Source organism: Reichenbachiella faecimaris (genome assembly GCF_900176375.1).
Classification (GTDB): Bacteria; Bacteroidota; Bacteroidia; order Cytophagales; family Cyclobacteriaceae; genus Reichenbachiella; species Reichenbachiella faecimaris.
In genome coordinates, this window is record NZ_FWYF01000003.1 from 901,276 (window position 1) to 920,000 (window position 18,725).

8 protein-coding genes (1 of these 8 running past the window's edge) are annotated in these 18,725 nt (G+C 40.2%); 5 read left to right on the forward strand and 3 right to left on the reverse strand.

The genetic code is table 11. From position 1 onward, the window contains the following. Positions 1–30 precede the first annotated feature (30 nt). The 3 genes from msrA to B9A58_RS16595 form a co-directional block, all read right to left on the reverse strand. Positions 31–561, reverse strand: coding sequence for a peptide-methionine (S)-S-oxide reductase MsrA (msrA, locus tag B9A58_RS16585; protein ID WP_394334435.1), 531 nt, complete (start codon positions 559–561; stop codon positions 31–33). A gap of 197 nt (positions 562–758) precedes the next feature. Continuing rightward, positions 759–2,348, reverse strand: coding sequence for a sodium:solute symporter (locus B9A58_RS16590; RefSeq protein WP_084373981.1), 1,590 nt, complete (start codon positions 2,346–2,348; stop codon positions 759–761). 162 nt (positions 2,349–2,510) lie between these two features. Then, positions 2,511–4,772, reverse strand: a complete 2,262-nt coding sequence (locus B9A58_RS16595) for a glycoside hydrolase family 3 N-terminal domain-containing protein (protein ID WP_084373982.1) — start codon at positions 4,770–4,772, stop codon at positions 2,511–2,513. Between the two features lie 165 nt (positions 4,773–4,937). Between B9A58_RS16595 and B9A58_RS16600 the strand changes: the two genes are divergently transcribed. The 5 genes from B9A58_RS16600 to B9A58_RS16620 form a co-directional block, all read left to right on the forward strand. Continuing rightward, positions 4,938–9,080 carry a two-component regulator propeller domain-containing protein gene (locus tag B9A58_RS16600; RefSeq protein WP_084373983.1) on the forward strand — a complete coding sequence of 1,381 codons (4,143 nt, stop codon included), beginning with the start codon at positions 4,938–4,940 and terminating at the stop codon, positions 9,078–9,080. A 167-nt stretch (positions 9,081–9,247) separates the two neighbouring features. Then, positions 9,248–12,367: a SusC/RagA family TonB-linked outer membrane protein gene (locus B9A58_RS16605; protein ID WP_176214819.1), complete on the forward strand. Its 3,120-nt coding sequence runs from the start codon at positions 9,248–9,250 to the stop codon at positions 12,365–12,367. A gap of 21 nt (positions 12,368–12,388) precedes the next feature. Beyond that, positions 12,389–13,903, forward strand: a complete 1,515-nt coding sequence (locus tag B9A58_RS16610; RefSeq protein WP_084373985.1) for a RagB/SusD family nutrient uptake outer membrane protein — start codon at positions 12,389–12,391, stop codon at positions 13,901–13,903. An 83-nt stretch (positions 13,904–13,986) separates the two neighbouring features. Further along, positions 13,987–17,286 (forward strand): VCBS repeat-containing protein, encoded by a 3,300-nt coding sequence (locus B9A58_RS16615; RefSeq protein WP_084373986.1) that lies wholly within the window; start codon positions 13,987–13,989, stop codon positions 17,284–17,286. After that, on the forward strand, positions 17,283–18,725 hold the 5' portion of the coding sequence (locus B9A58_RS16620) for a CRTAC1 family protein (protein WP_084373987.1). 777 nt of this gene lie beyond the right edge of the window; only the first 1,443 of its 2,220 coding nucleotides appear in the window; its start codon is at positions 17,283–17,285; its stop codon lies beyond the right edge, outside the window. Before B9A58_RS16615 ends, B9A58_RS16620 begins: the two co-directional genes overlap by 4 nt.

The following is an 18,725-nucleotide window of genomic DNA, read 5'->3' on the forward strand; positions in this document are numbered from 1 at the left end:
GGTTGAAGTGATTTTAATTCTTGCAAAGGTTCACTCCTTCAACTTATCCTTAAACACCTTTCTAAACTTCTCCACTTTTGGTCTAATCACAAAGTTGCAATAGGGCTGGGATCCATTCAGATTGAAATACTCCTGATGGTAATCTTCCGCAGGGTAAAAAGTGTCTGCTGCAGTGATCTCGGTCACGATCGGGTCGCTCCAGGCTCCTGAAGCATCCAGTTTCCCTTTGTATTCGCTTGCTAGCATTTTTTGATCAGCATTGTGATAGAATACTGCCGAACGGTATTGTGTGCCTACGTCATTGCCTTGTCGGTTGAGTGTGGTAGGATCATGAGTTTTCCAAAATACTTCTAGCAGTTCATCGAAAGTAATAACTGATGGGTCATAAGTAATCTGAAGTACTTCTGCATGTCCTGTAGTACCAGAACAAACTTCCTTGTAGGTTGGGTTTTTGACTTCCCCACCCATATAGCCAGATACGGCTTTTGATACCCCATTTAATTCTTGAAAAATGGCTTCTGTACACCAGAAGCAACCATTCCCAAAAGTTGCTATTTCCATGTTCTTGTTTTGTGCTGTTAGAGATTGAGCAAATATGAATAATAAAACGAAAATTTGAATACGCATAATCAGAGTGTTTGTTGCTGATACGGGAATTTAACAAGGCTGGATTGTAAATGGTTCACTGTTTCTATAAAATCCGTCATTTCGCATACGGCAATCCATATCGACTTTTCACCACCTGTTGAGTTTTCTAATTAACTAAAGTAAATCCAAATAGAAGTCAGAATACAGACCAGAATACCTGAGAGGATTAAGTCTTGTCGCGTATCTATCATCGACATCTTGTGGAAGGTGACGCCTTCGATTTGAGCGTAGTTAGGACGCTGCGTGAGCAGACTTACTAAGATCAAAACTGCCACACAGATCACAAATAGGAAAATGGCAAAATGCAGAAAGTTGATATCGCAAAAGTAGAAGAACGCCCCTTGTAGGTCAGTCTTGTTCACTTCACCTATCAGTCTGGCAATCCCTAGTACAAATCCTGTCACCATAGAAGCCATGGCTCCTTTGGAATTGAGACGCTTGAAGAAGATGCCTAATAGGAATACCGCAGCTATAGGTGGTGAAATGTAGGCTTGCACGCTCTGCAAGTACTTAAATAGCTGATCTGAGATATTGTCGATAAACTGCACCCATAGCAGGCCAAAAAACACCAAACCAACCGTCGCGATTCTTCCAACCAGTACTAAGTGCTTCTCCGTGGATTCGGGTTTGATCTTTTTATAAATATCGAGTGTGAAAATGGTAGAGCAGGAATTAAATACAGAAGAGAGCGAACTCATCAATGCAGCTAATAGCCCGGCCAACACCAATCCTTTCAATCCTGCAGGCATCAATACTTTGATGAGCATAGGTAGGGCATCATCTGGCGTGTTGAGCAGCAATTCACCTTTTTGGCTCAAAGCCAAAGCGATCACTCCAGGAATGACAAAGATAAGCAGTGGGAGCATTTTGAGGTAGCCTCCAAATATGCTGCCTTTCCTTGCTTGTTGGATGTTTTTGGCAGCCAGCACGCGCTGCACAATAAACTGATCCGTGCACCAGTACCATACGCCCAAAATAGGTGCGCCAAAAATGATACCTGTCCAGGGAAAATCTGGATTCGAAATGGGCTTCCATAGACTAAAATAGCTAGCATCAAGCCCAGCAGTAAAAGCTGACCAGCCACCCAAATGAAAAAGTCCTACTACAGTCACTACCAGCGAGCCAGCAATCAGCACAAACATCTGAATCATGTCTGTATAAATGACGGCCTTCAACCCGCCAACAGTAGTGTAGATTCCAGTGATTAAAACAATGATGACGGCACCCGTCCAGAAATCCATACCCATGGCTTGAAATATGATACCACCTGCTGCAATGGTTACTGAAATTTTGGTGAGAATGTATGCTACAATAGAAATGACAGATAGATAGGCTCTGGTGTTTTTAGAATAGCGCTTTTCCAGAAACTCGGGCATGGTGAATACACCACTGCGAATATAAAAAGGCACAAAAACCCATCCCAAAAGCAGCAGTATAATTCCAGCCAACAATTCGAACTGCGCAACGGCTACGCCACTGCTAGCGGCAGTACCAGCTAAGCCAATCAAATGTTCGGAGCCAATATTGGAGGCAAAAAGTGAGGCACCGATCACAAACCAGCCCATGTCTTTTCCACCAAGGAAATAGCCAGTGGAATCGTCTCCATTCTTGTTTTTTCTGGCTACTCTAATCGCGATCCAGAAGATGCAAAAAAAGTAGACACCAATGACGGCTATATCTAATAGTTCTAAGTCGAGCATTTTGGTAATCGAGTGTTTAAAATAGATGCCGCCCCTCTACCAATGAATTGATTTGAAAAGTTAAAGAAATTAATACCTCTACCTTTTCGTTATCAGTCATTTGCTGCCTTAGAAAAACTAAGGCTTAGCCTTCGGGGCGACATCGTGAACGGTATTAAGACCTTATTTCTTATAAAAGAAATTTTCCTGCTGATCCCCAATCATCAAGGTGAATTCACCTTCTTCAGTCACTCTCTCACTATTCTGATTTATGAATGACAGATCAGCCGCAGCTATTTGAAAATCTAGCTGTGTAGAATTTTCTGGTTTGATCCCTACCTTCTTAAATTTTTTCAATCTCTTCTCTCCTGGTGTTACAGAAGCATATAAGTCAGTTACATACAACTCTACAGCTACTTTACCCTCTCTACTTCCAGTATTACTCACTGTCACTGACACATTGATTTTTCCATTGGCATCGAGCGTGGTTTTATCAAGTTTGAGGTCGCTGTAGCTAAATGTGGTATAGCTCAGTCCATGACCAAAAGCCCACTGGGGTGAAAAGCCGCCCAGACCATAAGTGTCTGGTTCTGATTCTTTGTAGTTCTCAGAGTGTTTGCGATCATACAACACGACATCTCCTGTGTTTTTAGGATAGGTGAATGGCTGTCTGCCATTAGGATTGTAATCTCCAAATAGTATTTCCATAGTTGCTTTTGCTCCTTGGCTGGCAGGTCTATAGAGATTTAGAATACCTTTTACACCTGGCTCTACAGATGAGATTATCCTTGGGCGTCCTTGGGCTAGAAGCAAAACAACAGGCTTGCCTGTAGCAACTGCTGCCTCTACCAGCTGCAATTGATTTTCGTCCAAAGTCAAATCATCAATACCTCCAGGTGATTCTGCGTATGCTTTTTCCCCAATAGCTAAAACAATCACGTCTGCTTTTATGGCATTGTTTTTCACAAATGAAGTGTTTGTATTGGTAGGATTGTTGTAGTCTGCTACCGCATTGGAAATGACTTGGCTTGCGCCAATTTTTTCAATCATTGCCTCTTTCAATGTCAGCGTGCCTATGTTGTAAGCAGATTCATTATCGCCTTGCCAAGTGTATGACCACGAACCATGCAAGGCACCAATATTATTGGCTCCTGGGCCTGTGAACAATACTTTTGCATCTTTGCTCAATGGCAAGACATTATCTTCATTCTTTAATAACGTGATGGATTCTAATGCAGCATTCAAGGCGACATCTGCGTATGCTGGCTTGCCAAAGTTGGCAATAGCCTCTGCTTCAGGATAGGCATTGTCAAAAAGCCCCACATCAAACTTAAGTTTCAATATTCTGTATACGGCCTCGTCTATACGCTCCAGGCTTACCTCTCCTTCATTGACCAGTTCTACCAGGTAGTTGTAGAATGAAAAGTCCGTAGGCACCATACTCATGTCTATTCCAGCATTTACTGCGATTTTCACGGCTTCTTTAGGTGTAGCAGCAACCTGATGACGAATATGAAGCCTGATGATATCCTCCCAATCAGAAACTGCCAAGCCTTCAAATCCCAATTCACCTCTTAAGATGTCTTGTAGATAGTATTTGCTGGCATGCACAGGTACACCATTTACCTCTCCCGAGTTGATCATTACAGTAGAAGTGCCATTGGCTACAGCTGTTTCAAAAGGTGGTAAATAGTACTCCCTGAGCTGAATGTCAGGGATATAAGCTGGTGTTCTGTCTTTTCCGCTCTGTGGTGTGGAATAGCCAATAAAGTGCTTCATACAACTTGCTACAGCAGTGATATTTTTTAACCCGTCTTCTTCGTAAGCTTTGATCGCGGATCCTCCTAAGCTAGAAGTGAGATAGACGTCCTCTCCGAAAGTTTCTTCAAATCTGGACCACAGGGGCTGACGACCAATGCCGAGGGTTGGATCAAAATTCCAGCGAATACCTGAAGCTCGAACTTCATTGGCGGTAACTTTAGCTGCTTGACTTACCAAATCAGAATTTCTACTTGCTCCCATGCCAATATTATGAGGGAAGAGCGTGGAACCTTTGGTATAAGAAGTGCCATGAATAGCATCAATCCCATATAAAACAGGTATTTTAAGTTCAGTTTCCTTAGTTGCAATGTCTTGGATGGCAGTCAATAATTCGTGCCATTCTGCCACAGTGAGTGGGCTGCCATTGGTATTGAGTATAGCACCTACATTTTTATCAATAATGGCCTCTCTCAGTAGATCGAGATTTAAGTTCCCATCTTCATGAAATTTGCTTAAAGTGATCTGAGTCATCTGTCCTGCTTTTTGTTCGACAGACATCTTGCTCATAAGTTCAAGAATCTGAGGATCTTTCCCTTGATTTGGTCTTGCAGATGGGTTGCAGGCGTAGATGACGCCAATGGCTAGAATTGAAAAGATGTAATTTTGTATTTGATAAAGCTTCATTGATTCAGATATGTTAAAAAAATGACGTGTTGTGTCACTATACAAAACTCATTTATTTATCCCCTAGATCACTAGGCATATCTCTCAATGAACAGGGGTAATTGTATCAGGGGTAGGCTGGTGTAAAATATTATTGAAATATTTACACTTATTAATGTGAGCGGTATGAAAATGTATAAGTTACTGGTATGGGTGCTGGTCTGGCACAGTTTTGCTTGTTTGGGTCAAAGCCGAGGAAGTAAGTTCATTTCTATCAAAGCAGAGTTGTCACAAAATACAGTGGCTTCTATTGTTCAGGATCATAATGGTTATTTATGGATAGGTACCCGCAACGGCCTCAACCGTTACGATGGAGTTAATATGATTTCATACGAATATGATGAGTCAGATAGCACAAGTTTGAGCAATGACTACATTCGGTTGGTTTTCGAGGATTCAGGCAATCAATTATGGATTGGTACCATGGGGGGAGGCATCTGTCTCTATAACGAAGATTTGGATTCGTTTGAAAGATTTAAAGTAAAAGGCATGCCTGAATACCTAAAAAAGGCTAGTGTCAAGTCCTTTTTAGAAGATGAGTATAAAAACATTTGGTTTGGTACAGAGAAGTATGGTCTTCATTATTATAACCGGATCACTGGAGAGATCAAATCCTATCAAAAAAATCTTGATGATCCTTTTAGTATTTCAGCCAATCACATTACGGGCATTGTAAAAGATAATATTGGAAATCTCTGGATATCTACATGGGGAGGAGGTATGAATCTGTTTGACCACAACAGTCAAAGATTTATTGTTTATAAGCATGATAAGGACAAACCAGAGTCTATCGCTTCCAACATTATTAGAAAATTATACAAAACCAAGAATGGAGATATTTGGTTGGGTACACACGGAGGCCTGGACAAGCTGGAATATCATGAAAGTGGCAGATTCGTGTTTCATCACCAAAAACTGGATACAGAATTAGGAAGATCAGGTACGCGCGTCATACTTTCTATTTTGGAAGACAACAACAATCAACTATGGATTGGCACTGAAAATGGAGGTTTGAATGTAATAAGTCCACAAACAGGAAATTCAATCTTATACACTTTTGACCCTCGTAGAGAATACTCACTTCAGAACAATTCTATCTGGAGTTTGTATCAGGACAATACAGGAATCATTTGGGTAGGGACTTTCAATAAGGGTATTTTCAAAATTGATAGAAACGCCAGTAAGTTTGAGCATTTTCAGCACAATCCACACTTTTCCAATTCCTTGAGCAATAATGCAGTGAGCTGTTTTGTAGAAGACCAGCTCCACAATGTTTGGATAGGTACTGATGGAGGAGGTCTTAATTATTGGAATGTGAAAAAAAATACATTCAAGTCCTTTACCACACAAAACAAGTCTAATCCGCTCACCAAGGATGCCATTCTGTCCTTGCTCCTGGATAGCAATGAAAATTTATGGATTGGAACCTGGGATGGAGGAATAAACCTGAAAAGAAAAGGTTCCGAGAAGTTTGAAAGTTTCACTTTAGATCATCCATTGAATGGCAGCCAGGGATTTGAAAATGTATTTGCTATTCACGAGGATAGGAAGGGGCGGATTTGGTTCAGTGCCTTTAGAGACGGACTGTTTGCCTACGATCCATCTGATAGATCTTTCATAGGTTTTAATCACGATCATGGCAATCCGCATAGTATCAGTTCGGACTATGTACGAGCTATTCTTGAAGATAAAAATGGCACGCTTTGGATTGGAACTGAAGGAGGAGGCTTGAACCAAATGTTTGAAACGAATGGCCAGTATAGTTTCAGACGATATATGATTGATGAAACGAATGAAAAAGGGATTTCCAGTAATACTGTGATTTCTTTGATGCAAGATAATGAAGGCATGATTTGGGTGGGAACTTTCTCTGGTTTGGATAGGCTGGATCCAAAAACAGAGGAATTCACTAAGATTGGTAAAAAACAAGGACTGCCCAATGAAGTGATTTATGGCATGGAGCAGGATGAAGAAAAGAACATTTGGCTCAGTTCCAATAGAGGTTTGTCCAAATACAACCCTACATCTGGAGAAATCCAGAATTACACCAAAGCGGATGGATTGCAGGGTATGGAGTTTTTCAAAAATTCAAGCTATACATTAAGTACAGGAGAGATGCTTTTTGGAGGGGTAGATGGCTTCAATAGATTTAGCCCAAACCAAATCAAGAAGAACAACTATGAGCCTAAAGTTTTTTTTAGTGATTTCAAATTGTACAATCAATCAGTCAAAGTGGGAGATACCTCTCCGCTCAAAAAGAACATCCGTAAGACAGAAAAAATCAATCTGGATTATGATCAAAATGATTTCAGTTTTGAATTTGCAGTACTAAGCTTTTCACAGACTACAAAAAATGAATATGCCTATCAGTTGGTCAACTATGACGAGGGCTGGCAAAAGGTAGGTAATCGTAGAGAGGCCTATTATACCAATGTGCCCCCTGGGTATTACGTGTTTAAAGTTAAGGGCACGAACAATGACGGCATTTGGAGTAGTTATGAATCTGCAGTAGAAATAGTGATATCACCAGCATGGTACAATACCTACTGGGCGTACTCCATATATATAGTGATTATTACGGCCTTATTGGTCTGGGGAATTCAAACCATTGTGAACAGAGAGAGACTACAAACCCAGCTTCAGGTGGAGCACATGGAGCTTTCAAAAATGCAGGAGTTGGATGAAATGAAATCCAGCTTCTTTGCCAATATTTCTCATGAATTTCGTTCGCCTCTTACGCTTATCCTTGGGCCACTCAAAGCGATGTACGAAAATGTGGAATTCAGTAACATTAAAGATCAAGTGAGCATGATGATTAGAAATGCTGAGAGCCTGCTCAACCTCATCAATCAGTTGCTGGAATTGTCCAAGCTCGAATCAGGTAAGATGCGACTGGAGGCAGTAGAGCAAGATGTGAGTAAATTTCTCAAGCCTGTTATTCACTCCTTTTCTTCATTTGCAGCGAGAAAGAATATCAGCTATAAGGTCACGGTTCCAAAGAAGGAGATTGCCTTGTTTTTTGATAGGGAGAAATTGGAAAAGATAGTGGTCAATCTGTTATCCAATGCCTTTAAATATACGGCTGAGTTTGGTCATGTAGATTTCGAACTGGTAGAGTCAAAGGACAAAGTGACTTTGATCGTGAAGGATGATGGAATCGGTATCCCAGAAGATGAAATGGAATATATCTTCAATCGCTATTATCGTGTGCGGGATGCGAAAAACAAAAAAAGTAAAGGAACTGGCATTGGTCTTTCTCTGACCAAAGAATTGGTCGAACTCCATAGGGGAGAGATAGCGCTTGAAAGCAAAGAAAATGAAGGTTCGGTCTTTATTGTACATCTAAAAAAAGGGACAGACCATTTGAACCCAGAAGACTTCTCAAATGTAGAAAGTGAATTCAAATATGAAAACCAAGAGCTCTTCAAGTCTGACCAACAAGCCAACGCACAGCCATTGACGGAAAGTCTGGAGAGCTTAGAAGATCAGGAAAAGCAACCCTTGATTCTAGTGATTGAAGATAACAACGATATTAGAGGGTACATCAAGCAAATTCTAGAGCCAGACTACAGGGTGATCGAAGCGGACAATGGTATGGATGGGTCAGAGTTGGCCTTGGAGCGTATTCCTGATTTGATCATCTCCGACATTATGATGCCTGGTTTGGATGGATTCGAAGTTTGTAAAAAAGTGAAGAATGATACCAAGACAAGTCATATCCCAGTGATTCTGCTCACGGCCAAGGCATCCAACGACAGTGCCTTAGAAGGATTTGAAAAAGGAGCTGATTATTATATTACCAAACCATTCAATCCAAAATTGTTGGCACTGAGAGTGCGCAATGTGCTCAACATCCATGACCATATTAAGAATAATATCATTAACAGAAAGACGCTAAATATAGAGCCCACTAATGTAAAGATTGCCTCAAGAGATGAGGATTTCATTAAAAAGGCGGTAAAGATCGTGGAGGACAATATGTCCAATTCTGAATTCTATGTAGATGATCTAGGCAGAGAATTAGGATTGAGCAGAATGCAACTCTACAGAAAACTGAAAGGATTGATCGGCCAGTCTGCCAATGAATTCGTGCGATCTATCAGATTAAAAAGAGCAGCACAGCTTATCCGACAAAACCAACTCACCATCTCAGAGATCACCTATCAGGTGGGCTTCAATGATTTGCAGTATTTTAGAGATTGCTTCAAAAAACAGTTTGGAGTAAACCCCTCTGAATATGCAAGTGATACAGAGGAAAAAACATCATAAAATGGCTGTTTAAGCTGCTTTATGGCTATTTGAAATAATTACCATCCGCCTTTGTGATAAATGCCCAGCGCAATATGGGCAGAGTTTCAAGAAGTTTGAGACTCAATTTTTATTAAAACTATTCACTAAAATCAAAAAAATTGAAAGGCATGATAAAACTTAGACAAATGAAGATCAGACTGGAAGGTTTGATGAAAATGTCTCTGATACTGGTAGCGCTAATTTCATTTAGCGCCCAGGCTCAGAACAGAACGGTGACGGGTAAGATAACGTCATCCACTACTGGGGAAACTCTCCCAGGTGTGAGTGTACTGATTAAAGGTACATCTACTGGTACGGTTACTAGCCTCGAAGGTTCGTATACTATTTCTGTAAATTCAGATAGTGATGTACTAGTGTATTCTTTTATTGGAATGAAGCCGGTAGAAATGGCCGTTGGAGGCAGGTCTACCATAGATGTCAGCATGGATGATGATATCACTTCGTTAGAAGAGATTGTAGTAGTTGGATATGGTGAGCAAAAGAAGAGCGTATTGACTGCAGCGATTTCTAGTGTAAAAGCGGAAGACTTAGCCAATTATTCCGCTGGATCTATAGATCAGGCATTACAGGGTAGAATGTCTGGTGTGCAAATCACACCAAGTTCAGGTTCGCCAGGAAGTGGTTTCAATATCAAAATTAGAGGTGCAGGATCTAATGGTAGTACACAGCCATTATATATTGTAGATGGTATGAGAATGGAGTTTATGGATTATCTAGACCCATTTGAAATTCAATCAGTAGAGGTACTTAAAGATGCAGCATCTGCAGCTATATATGGTGCTGAAGGAGCCAATGGAGTAGTCTTAGTTACTACCAAAGAAGGAAAAGAAGGTAAAGGCCAGATTAATTACGACTTTCAATATGGTGTTCAAAACTTCAATTCCAAATTAGAAGTAATGAATCTGCAACAATTTGAGGCATATAATACCGAGGCTGGTATTAATCGAGGTGCCAATGAGATAGTACCATCATCAGGAACGGATTGGGTAGATGAAATATTTCAATCAGCGCCAATGCAGAGGCATGCCATTTCATTTTCAGGTGGTACGGATAAGACAACTTATTTGATCGGAGGCAACTATTTTACCCAAGAGGGTATAGTAGGAGGAGACAAAGCGAAGTTTGATCGTTTGTCTTTAAGGTTCAATGTAAAACATCAGGTTAATGATTGGTTAGAGATTGGCAATAAGTTCTCTTTTGCACATTTCAATCGTTCATCCATTCAAGAAAATACAGAATTCGGAAGTATAGTACAAAGTGGTATTTTGATGGATCCTGCCACTCCAGTTGTTTATAATAATGGTATCCCATCATGGGTGTTAAACAACACTGATTATGGAGATCAAAACTATCCGATGGATGAAAATGGAAAATACTATGGTGTATCTACGCTTATGCAAGGGGAAATGGCTAATCCGATAGCTCGAATGAATCAGGCTCATGGTGGGTTAAACCAAAATCTTTTTTCAGGGTCTGGTTATGCAAAGATTAGTCCATTAAAAGGATTAAATATTACTTCAAGAATTGGTTTGTTTATTGGTAACGGAAAAGATCGTTCATGGAGTAATTCCTATTTCCTTAATCCGAGAGCCATAGGGACAAATGGTGTTTCTCAGACTATGTTCGAAAGGATTAATTACCAATGGGAAAATTTTGCATCCTATGATATTAAGATGGGAGAACATAAAATCAATGTAATGGCAGGTACTTCCATTTATAGCAAGGAAGATTCGTATGTTTCTGGCTATGGAGCGCCTCTTTTGAATGAAATAGAGGAATTAGCTTATTTAGATGCTATTCCAGATGCACAAAGCAATACCATCGCAACTGGGAACTCACAGGTGGAAACTCTGAATTCCTATTTCGGTAGACTTCAGTATAATTTTAACGACAAGTATCTTTTAGGCGTAACCATGAGAGCAGATGGATCTTCACTGTTGGCTGAAGGAAAGCAGTGGGGATACTTCCCTTCAATATCCGGGGGTTGGGTAGTATCCAACGAAGATTTCTTCTCTGCAGGGCCATTCAACTTCTTGAAAGTAAGAGCAAGTTGGGGTATCAATGGTAGTCTATCAAATGTGAACCCTGGTGAATCATTGGCAAAAGTGTCAGCTGGATTTATTTATACTGATGACCTGGGTAATTTCCAAATCGGAGCAGAACCAACTACAGTAGCTAATCCAGATTTGACTTGGGAGACTACCACGCAAACCGATATCGGTTTGGACTTTGGTTTCTTTGATGACAAACTCACAGGTACTTTTGATTACTTTATAAAGACTACAGAAGATTTGCTTGTACCTGGAACACCTCCATCATTTGTGGGTAACCCTTCAGGCCTGGTCAATAATGGTACTGTGGAAAATAAAGGTATTGAGATAGAGTTAGGCTACCAAGATGAATCTGGACCACTTAAATATGCAATTGATTTCAACTTTACTAAAATAAATAACGAGGTGACTGCGGTTGATCCTAATAAACTTTATGAGCGAGGATCAAATATTGGTATTGATTGGAACAGTGCTACTGCCATGCAGGAAGGCAAACCAATTTGGTTTTTCAGAGGTTATGAAACCGCAGGAATCTTTCAGGATCAAACTGAAGTTGATGCTTATACCAGTGGTGTGAGTGGATATACCCCTTCACCAGGCGATCCAATCATTAAAGATCAACTGACAGTAGATACAGATGGAGATGGTACGCCAGATGCAACTGATGGAATCATTTCTGAGGCAGATTTTGTTGAGATTGGTTCTCCACATCCAGATTTTATGTTAGGCACTAGAATTAAATTAGAATATAAAGGATTTGATTTTCAGGTGTTTGCGCAAGGCTCTTTTGGCAATGACGTGATCATGGGCTTTAATAGATCTGATAGAATTGAATCTAACAAACCTTCTTTCTTTTATGAAGATAGATGGACAGAGTCAGGTAGTACAAACAGCTGGTTTAGAGCTGGAACGGCTACCCAAGCATATACGAGTGATCTAATGGTTTTTGATGGCTCTTTTCTAAAAATCAGACAAGTACAGTTGGGTTACAACTTACCAAAAGCCATGCTTGGAAACATTGGAGTCTCAAAAGTTCGAGTTTATGTTTCACTGGACAATTTCTTCACCTTTACTGATTACAAAGGGTTTGACCCTGAAGTGGGTGGAAGCACTACACCTTCGAGTCTTGGAATTGATAGAGGCTCGTATCCGGTGCCAAAGACGTTCCTTACTGGTTTAACCGTACAGTTTTAATCATTATTAAAATTAAAAAAGATGAATAAGAAATTAGCAATATTAGGTATGGTAGGATTAATCATGACTGTAGTGGTTACAGCATGTTCAGACTTCCTAGACACCGACGTAAATGGCGTTTCTTCGATCGAGACTTTCTATCAGACCGATGAAGATGCTGAGTTGGCAATTATTGCCACCTATGATATTTTGACCTGGCACGAAAACAGCTGGGGATGGGCAAGTCCTACATTTATAAAAACCTTACCTTCTGATGAAGGAACATGTGGTGGAGCAAACGATACAGATCAGCCACCTTATCAGGCTTTGGACGATTATGAATGGGATGCGACAAACAACGCACTGTTGGGGACATGGAACGTCAATTATTATGGTGTTTTTCGTGCCAATATGGTGATTGAAAACATCGTTCCTGAGAATGACTTGAAAAAGAGAATTGTTGCTGAAGCTAAAGGTTTAAGAGCATTCTTTTATTTGGAGCTTGTGACGCAGTTTGGTGATTTGCCACTTGTATTGACAGGGTTGACTCCTGCTGAGTACAATCAAGCAAGAGTGCCCGCTGCTGATATATATGCACAGATTGAAACGGATTTGAAAGAAGCAATTCCCGAGTTGCCAACTAAGGCTCAATACGCAGCTGGTGATAAGTTCAGAGTATCTAAAGGAACGGCCTATTCTATTTTAGGAAAAGCTCAATTGTATCAGAAGAAGTACTCTGAAGCGGTAAGTTCATTCAATAATGTGACAGGGTATAGCTTGGAGCCGAACTATGCAGATATATTTGTAGAAAGTGGTGAGTTTGGTGTAGAGTCAATTTTTGAAGCTTCATATTCTTCTCTGGGCAAGTCAAATTGGGACAATTACCCTTGGGGGGTAAGACATGAAGATAATATTCATATCCAATTGATGGGGCCAAGATCTGGAAACATAGATGGACTAGGTATGCTTGGCGGTTGGGGATTCAACTACCCGTCTACTAAGATGGCTCAGGCTTTTTTAGACGAAGGTGATACAGAACGATACAACGCAACTATTCTTTCTGAGGCTGATTATCTCACTATCTCTGGAGATACTGAGTTTGATCCAAGTGCGTGGTGGGATTATGATGGCTACTTCAGACTGAAGTATGGACCTTACGTATCAGAAACTATCTTAACAGATCCTGCTTCTACGCCAGAGCTTAACTATGGTACAAACTGGAGGCTGATTAGATATGCTGACATTTTGTTGTTATTGGCCGAGGCCCATTATTTTGATGGAAATGAACCAGCAGCTCAGGCGGCATTAAATGAAGTAAGAGACAGAGTTGGTCTACCTGATGTAACAGTTACAGGAAATGCCCTATTCAATGCTATCGTGAAAGAAAGACAATTGGAATTGGCTTTCGAAGGTCATAGATACTTTGACTTGATACGTTGGGGACTGGCAGATCAAGAGCTTGGAAGCCTAGGATATACATCAAAACATTCCGTATTCCCTATTCCTGCTTCTGAATTGGCCGCAGCGACTAACATGACACAAAACGACGGCTATTGATCCGAAGTTTTTAATATGAAATAAATTGTTGTTTACAAAGGCTACCTCTTATATAGGTAGCCTTTGTTTTTAAAACTATTTTTATGAGAAGAATTTTTACACTTGTTGGCTTATTGACCTTTTTTATCACTTCCTGTAGTACAACTACCCAAGAAAAAACGAAAAAGATATTTGAAAGTATCATTCCTAAAACATCTGGAGTGACCTTTTCTAATGAATTAACAGTGAGCGACTCGGTTAACTTCTTCAAATATGGATATTTCTACATGGGAGGAGGTGTATCTACTGGTGATATCAACAATGATGGATTGGTGGATCTTTATTTTACTGGAAATCAGATATCCAACAAGCTTTATCTAAACAAAGGCAATCTTCAATTTGAAGATATTACCATATCAGCTGGAGTGACCGCAGATGATCGCTGGATTACTGGTGTTGCCATGCACGATATAAATGCTGACGGTTTGATGGATATTTCAGTGTCTGTGGCAGGTATTTGGTCTTCAACTAAAAATATACTTTATATCAATCAAGGATTGGATGATCAGGGAATTCCTACTTTCATAGATGAAGCAGAGGCACGTGGCGTGGCTGACAAAGGACTTACTATTCAAACTGCTTTTTTTGATGCAGATCAGGATGGAGATATTGATATGTATGTAGCCAACTATGAGCAAACGTCTTTTGGTACGTTGATCCAGCAATACAAACAAAAAGTTGACAACCCAGAATGGAAGTCTTCAGATCACCTTTATATCAATGATGGGACTGGATATTTCACAGATGGTACTGAAGCAGCTGGTATGCTCAATTTTGGCCTGGCAGTTGGCGTTTTAGCTTCGGATTTTAATAATGACAACCTCACAGACCTCTATGTCTCCAATGATTTCAATACGCCAGACAACTTCTACTTCAACAATGGAGATGGCACATTTACAGACCTTTCTAAAGAAACTACCCAACACACATCTTTTTATGGGATGGGGGTAGATGCTGCCGACATCAACAATGATGGACTCATGGACTTTGCTCAAATGGACATGACACCTGCTGACAACTTCAGATCTAAAGCCAACATGGCCAGTATGAATATAGATGGCTTTTGGGAAAATGTAGATGCCGGATTTCATTATCAATATATGTATAATGCCTTACAGCTGAACCAAGGAATCAGACCAGATGGCAAACCGTTTTTTGCAGATGTGGCTAAGATGTCAGGTATCGACAAAACGGACTGGAGTTGGGCGTGTCTCTTTGCTGATTATAATAATGACGGATTGAATGACCTATATGTCACCAATGGTACGCGAAGGGATATCAACAATAAGGACTTTTTTAAATGGATGGATCGTCTGGATATCAAAATGAAAATCAAATACAAAGAACTGACTTTTGCTGATGTGACTGAGAAGTTGCCATTCAAGAAAATTGACAATTACATATTCAAGAATCTAGATGGGCAGCAGTTCGAACGTACCAATGAAGATTGGGGTATTCAATTCGAAGGATTCTCCAATGGAGCAGCCTATGCAGATCTGGACAATGATGGTGATATAGAGTTAGTAATAAACAACATTGATTCAGTGGCCTCTATATTCAAGAACTTAAGTGTTGAAAATGGCAACAAGAATTTCCTAAAAATAAACCTCAAAGGAACAGCTGAGAATCCACTGGGATTGGGAGCAAAAGTGAGACTATATACAGATGCTGGTGTCCAATATAAGGAACAGACTCTCGTGCGTGGCTATCAGTCATCTGTGGCGCCTACCCTTCATTTTGGTCTAAAAAGCCATGATCAACCCAGGAAACTCGAAGTCATTTGGCCTAATGGTAAAGTTTCAAACGTCAATGTCATAAAATCAGGAACAACCATAACTGTGGATGTAAACCAAGCCACAGACACTGGGGTAAGCGAGACGGATGACTCAAAACTGTTTGCAGAAGCAGAAGGACTTATAGATTATAAAAACAAAGAAAACGATTTTGATGACTTTGACTATCAGATCTTATTGCCACATAGAATGTCTCGTTTGGGGCCAGCTGTGGCCAAGGCAGATGTCAACAAAGATGGCTTAGATGATTTATTTGTTGGAGGTGCAAAAGGGATACCCAGCAAATTGTTTGTACAACAGGTAGATGGCACATTCTCAAGCTCTTATTTTCTATCTACCGACAGTGTCTATGAAGATGTTTCTGCAGTTTTTTTTGATGTTGATGGTGACAGTGATATGGATCTGTTTGTAGTCAGTGGAGGCAATGATTCTGAAGAGGCATCTCGATTGTATGAGGACAGACTCTATATCAATGATGATGGGATTTTTACAAAAAGCAATGTACTGCCCGACTATTTGGTAAGTGGAGGAGTCGTACTACCTGTTGATTTTGATCAGGATGGAGATTTAGACCTATTCATTGGCGGACGCCAATTACCAAGAAAATACCCTCTTCCCGTTTCTAGTTACCTGTTGGAAAATAAATCAGAAGGAGGTTCTGTCAATTTTGAAATCAATGAACAGCCTGCCTTCCATGACTTAGGTATGGTGACAGATGCAACTTGGCTGAGCGAAGGAAAACTAGTAGTCGTAGGAGAGTGGATGCCAATTTCTGTTTTCTCATTGACGGATGGGATTTTCATTAATGAAACGGAGAGCTATGGACTAAGTGAAACAGTGGGCTGGTGGAATGTGATTCAAAGAGCAGATTTTGATCGAGATGGGGATGAAGATTTGGTCGTAGGCAACCTTGGAGCAAACTATAAGTATCAGGCGACTCCTGAGGAGACATTTGATATCTATGTTGGCGATTATGATGCCAATGGCCATATTGATATTGTGCTAAGCTACTACCAAGATGAAAGACAGTTTCCCGTGAGAGGAATGCAATGTAGTTCTCAGCAGATTCCTGACATCAAGAAAAAGTACAAGAACAAATACAATGCATTTGCTCAGGCTACGTTGGCAGACATTTATGGAAATCAAAATTTGGAAAACAGCATACATTATAAGGTATCTGATTTTTCGAGCCTTTATATAGAGAATGGTGGAGATGGTAAATTCACATTCAATCCGTTGCCATTCGAAGCGCAGACCTCATCATTCAATACCATGGAAATAGCCGATTTCAATGGAGACGGCCATTTGGATATTTTGGCAGGAGGTAATCAATTCAACTCAGAGATAGAAACTCCAAGAAATGATGCTTGTTACGGCTGGTTATTGGTAGGCAATGGTTCTGGACAATTTGAGTATATGGCGTACAACCGGACTGGGCTCTATGTTCCTTATGATATTCGACATATAACTAGGATGAAAACCAGTGATTCATACCTGACAGCTTTCATTTCTAATGATGCGCCCATCGTGATTTACAAAGAACAAAAATGAGACACTGGTTTATAGTTTTGATGGTCTGTGTCGCTCTAGGTTCATGCAATGACAACATAGAAAGAAGAACAGCTTCAACCATTCAAATGGCAGCGGAGTTGGATTCATTGGAGCAGAAGGCTCGTAAGAACAACAACTACCCATATTTTACAGATAATCTACTGCACAAGCTGGAGATCAATGTTCATGGCTTGCCGTATACCATGAAGTTTGGGCAGTGGCTGGATTATGTTTTGGTGATGATGCTCAAGGGGGACAATGATAAGTGTATAGCAGTTATCGATAAGTTTTTGGATAGCAATCACTTTGATAAAATCAACAAAGACAATGTTGATTTCTATAAGATGAAAGCATTGGCTCATTTGCGAAAAGGAGAAATTGAAAATTGTATTCAGAATCACTCGGGTCAGTCTTGTATTATGCCCATCAAAGAAAAAGGCATTCATGTACAGGTCGGCTCAGCAGAAAGTGCTTTAAATGTTTATCAAAAACTTTTGGCCTATGACACTACTGATATGCAGTCCAGATGGTTTCTTAATTTGTGTTATCAGGCAGTTGGTCAATATCCAGATGCAGTTCCAGAGCAATTTCTAATTCCAGTTGAAGCATTTCAATCCGAAATAGAATTTCCTGTATTTCCTAATATCAGTATGGAGACGGGAGTTGATCTAAATAATCATGCAGGAGGAGCAAGTATTGAAGACTTCAATAATGATGGTCTACTCGATATTTTCACCACATCCTATAGTTTAGGTGAGCAGTCTACTTTGTTTCTTAATGATGGCATGGGAGGATTTGTAGATAGTACTGAGCACTATGGCCTTACCGGAATGGTGGGTGGTCTCAACAATATCCACGCAGACTTTAATAATGATGGACTGACAGACATCTATATTATGAGAGGAGCTTGGCTAGCTCGAAATGGTCTGGTACCAAACTCCATGTTATTAAATAAAGGAGGGTACTTCTCAGATGAGACTAGATCTGCTGGTATTTATCAAAAACAACCAACAGGTACTGTTGCCGTGACTGATTTCAATTTGGATGGCCACTTAGATTTATTTGTGGGCAATGAGTCATCTGGCCGCAAAGCAGTTTTCCCATCCCAGTTGTTTATGAATAATGGAGATGGCACATTTATGGATGTTGCCGAGCAATTAGGTCTTGAAATCAATCAATTTGTAAAAGGAGCCACTTGGGGAGATATCAATAATGACGGTTGGCCTGATTTGTACCTTTCCATTTATGGGAGACCCAATAAACTCTTTGTTAATAAAGGAGAAACCAATGCTAAAAATTGGATTTTTGAAGAGATAAGTAAAGTAGCGGGTGTAGATGAACCCTTAATGAGCTTTCCGACCTGGTTTTGGGACTACAATCAAGATGGCTGGCAAGACATTATGGTAATGGGCTATGACAATCGAGAGTCGCATCTAATT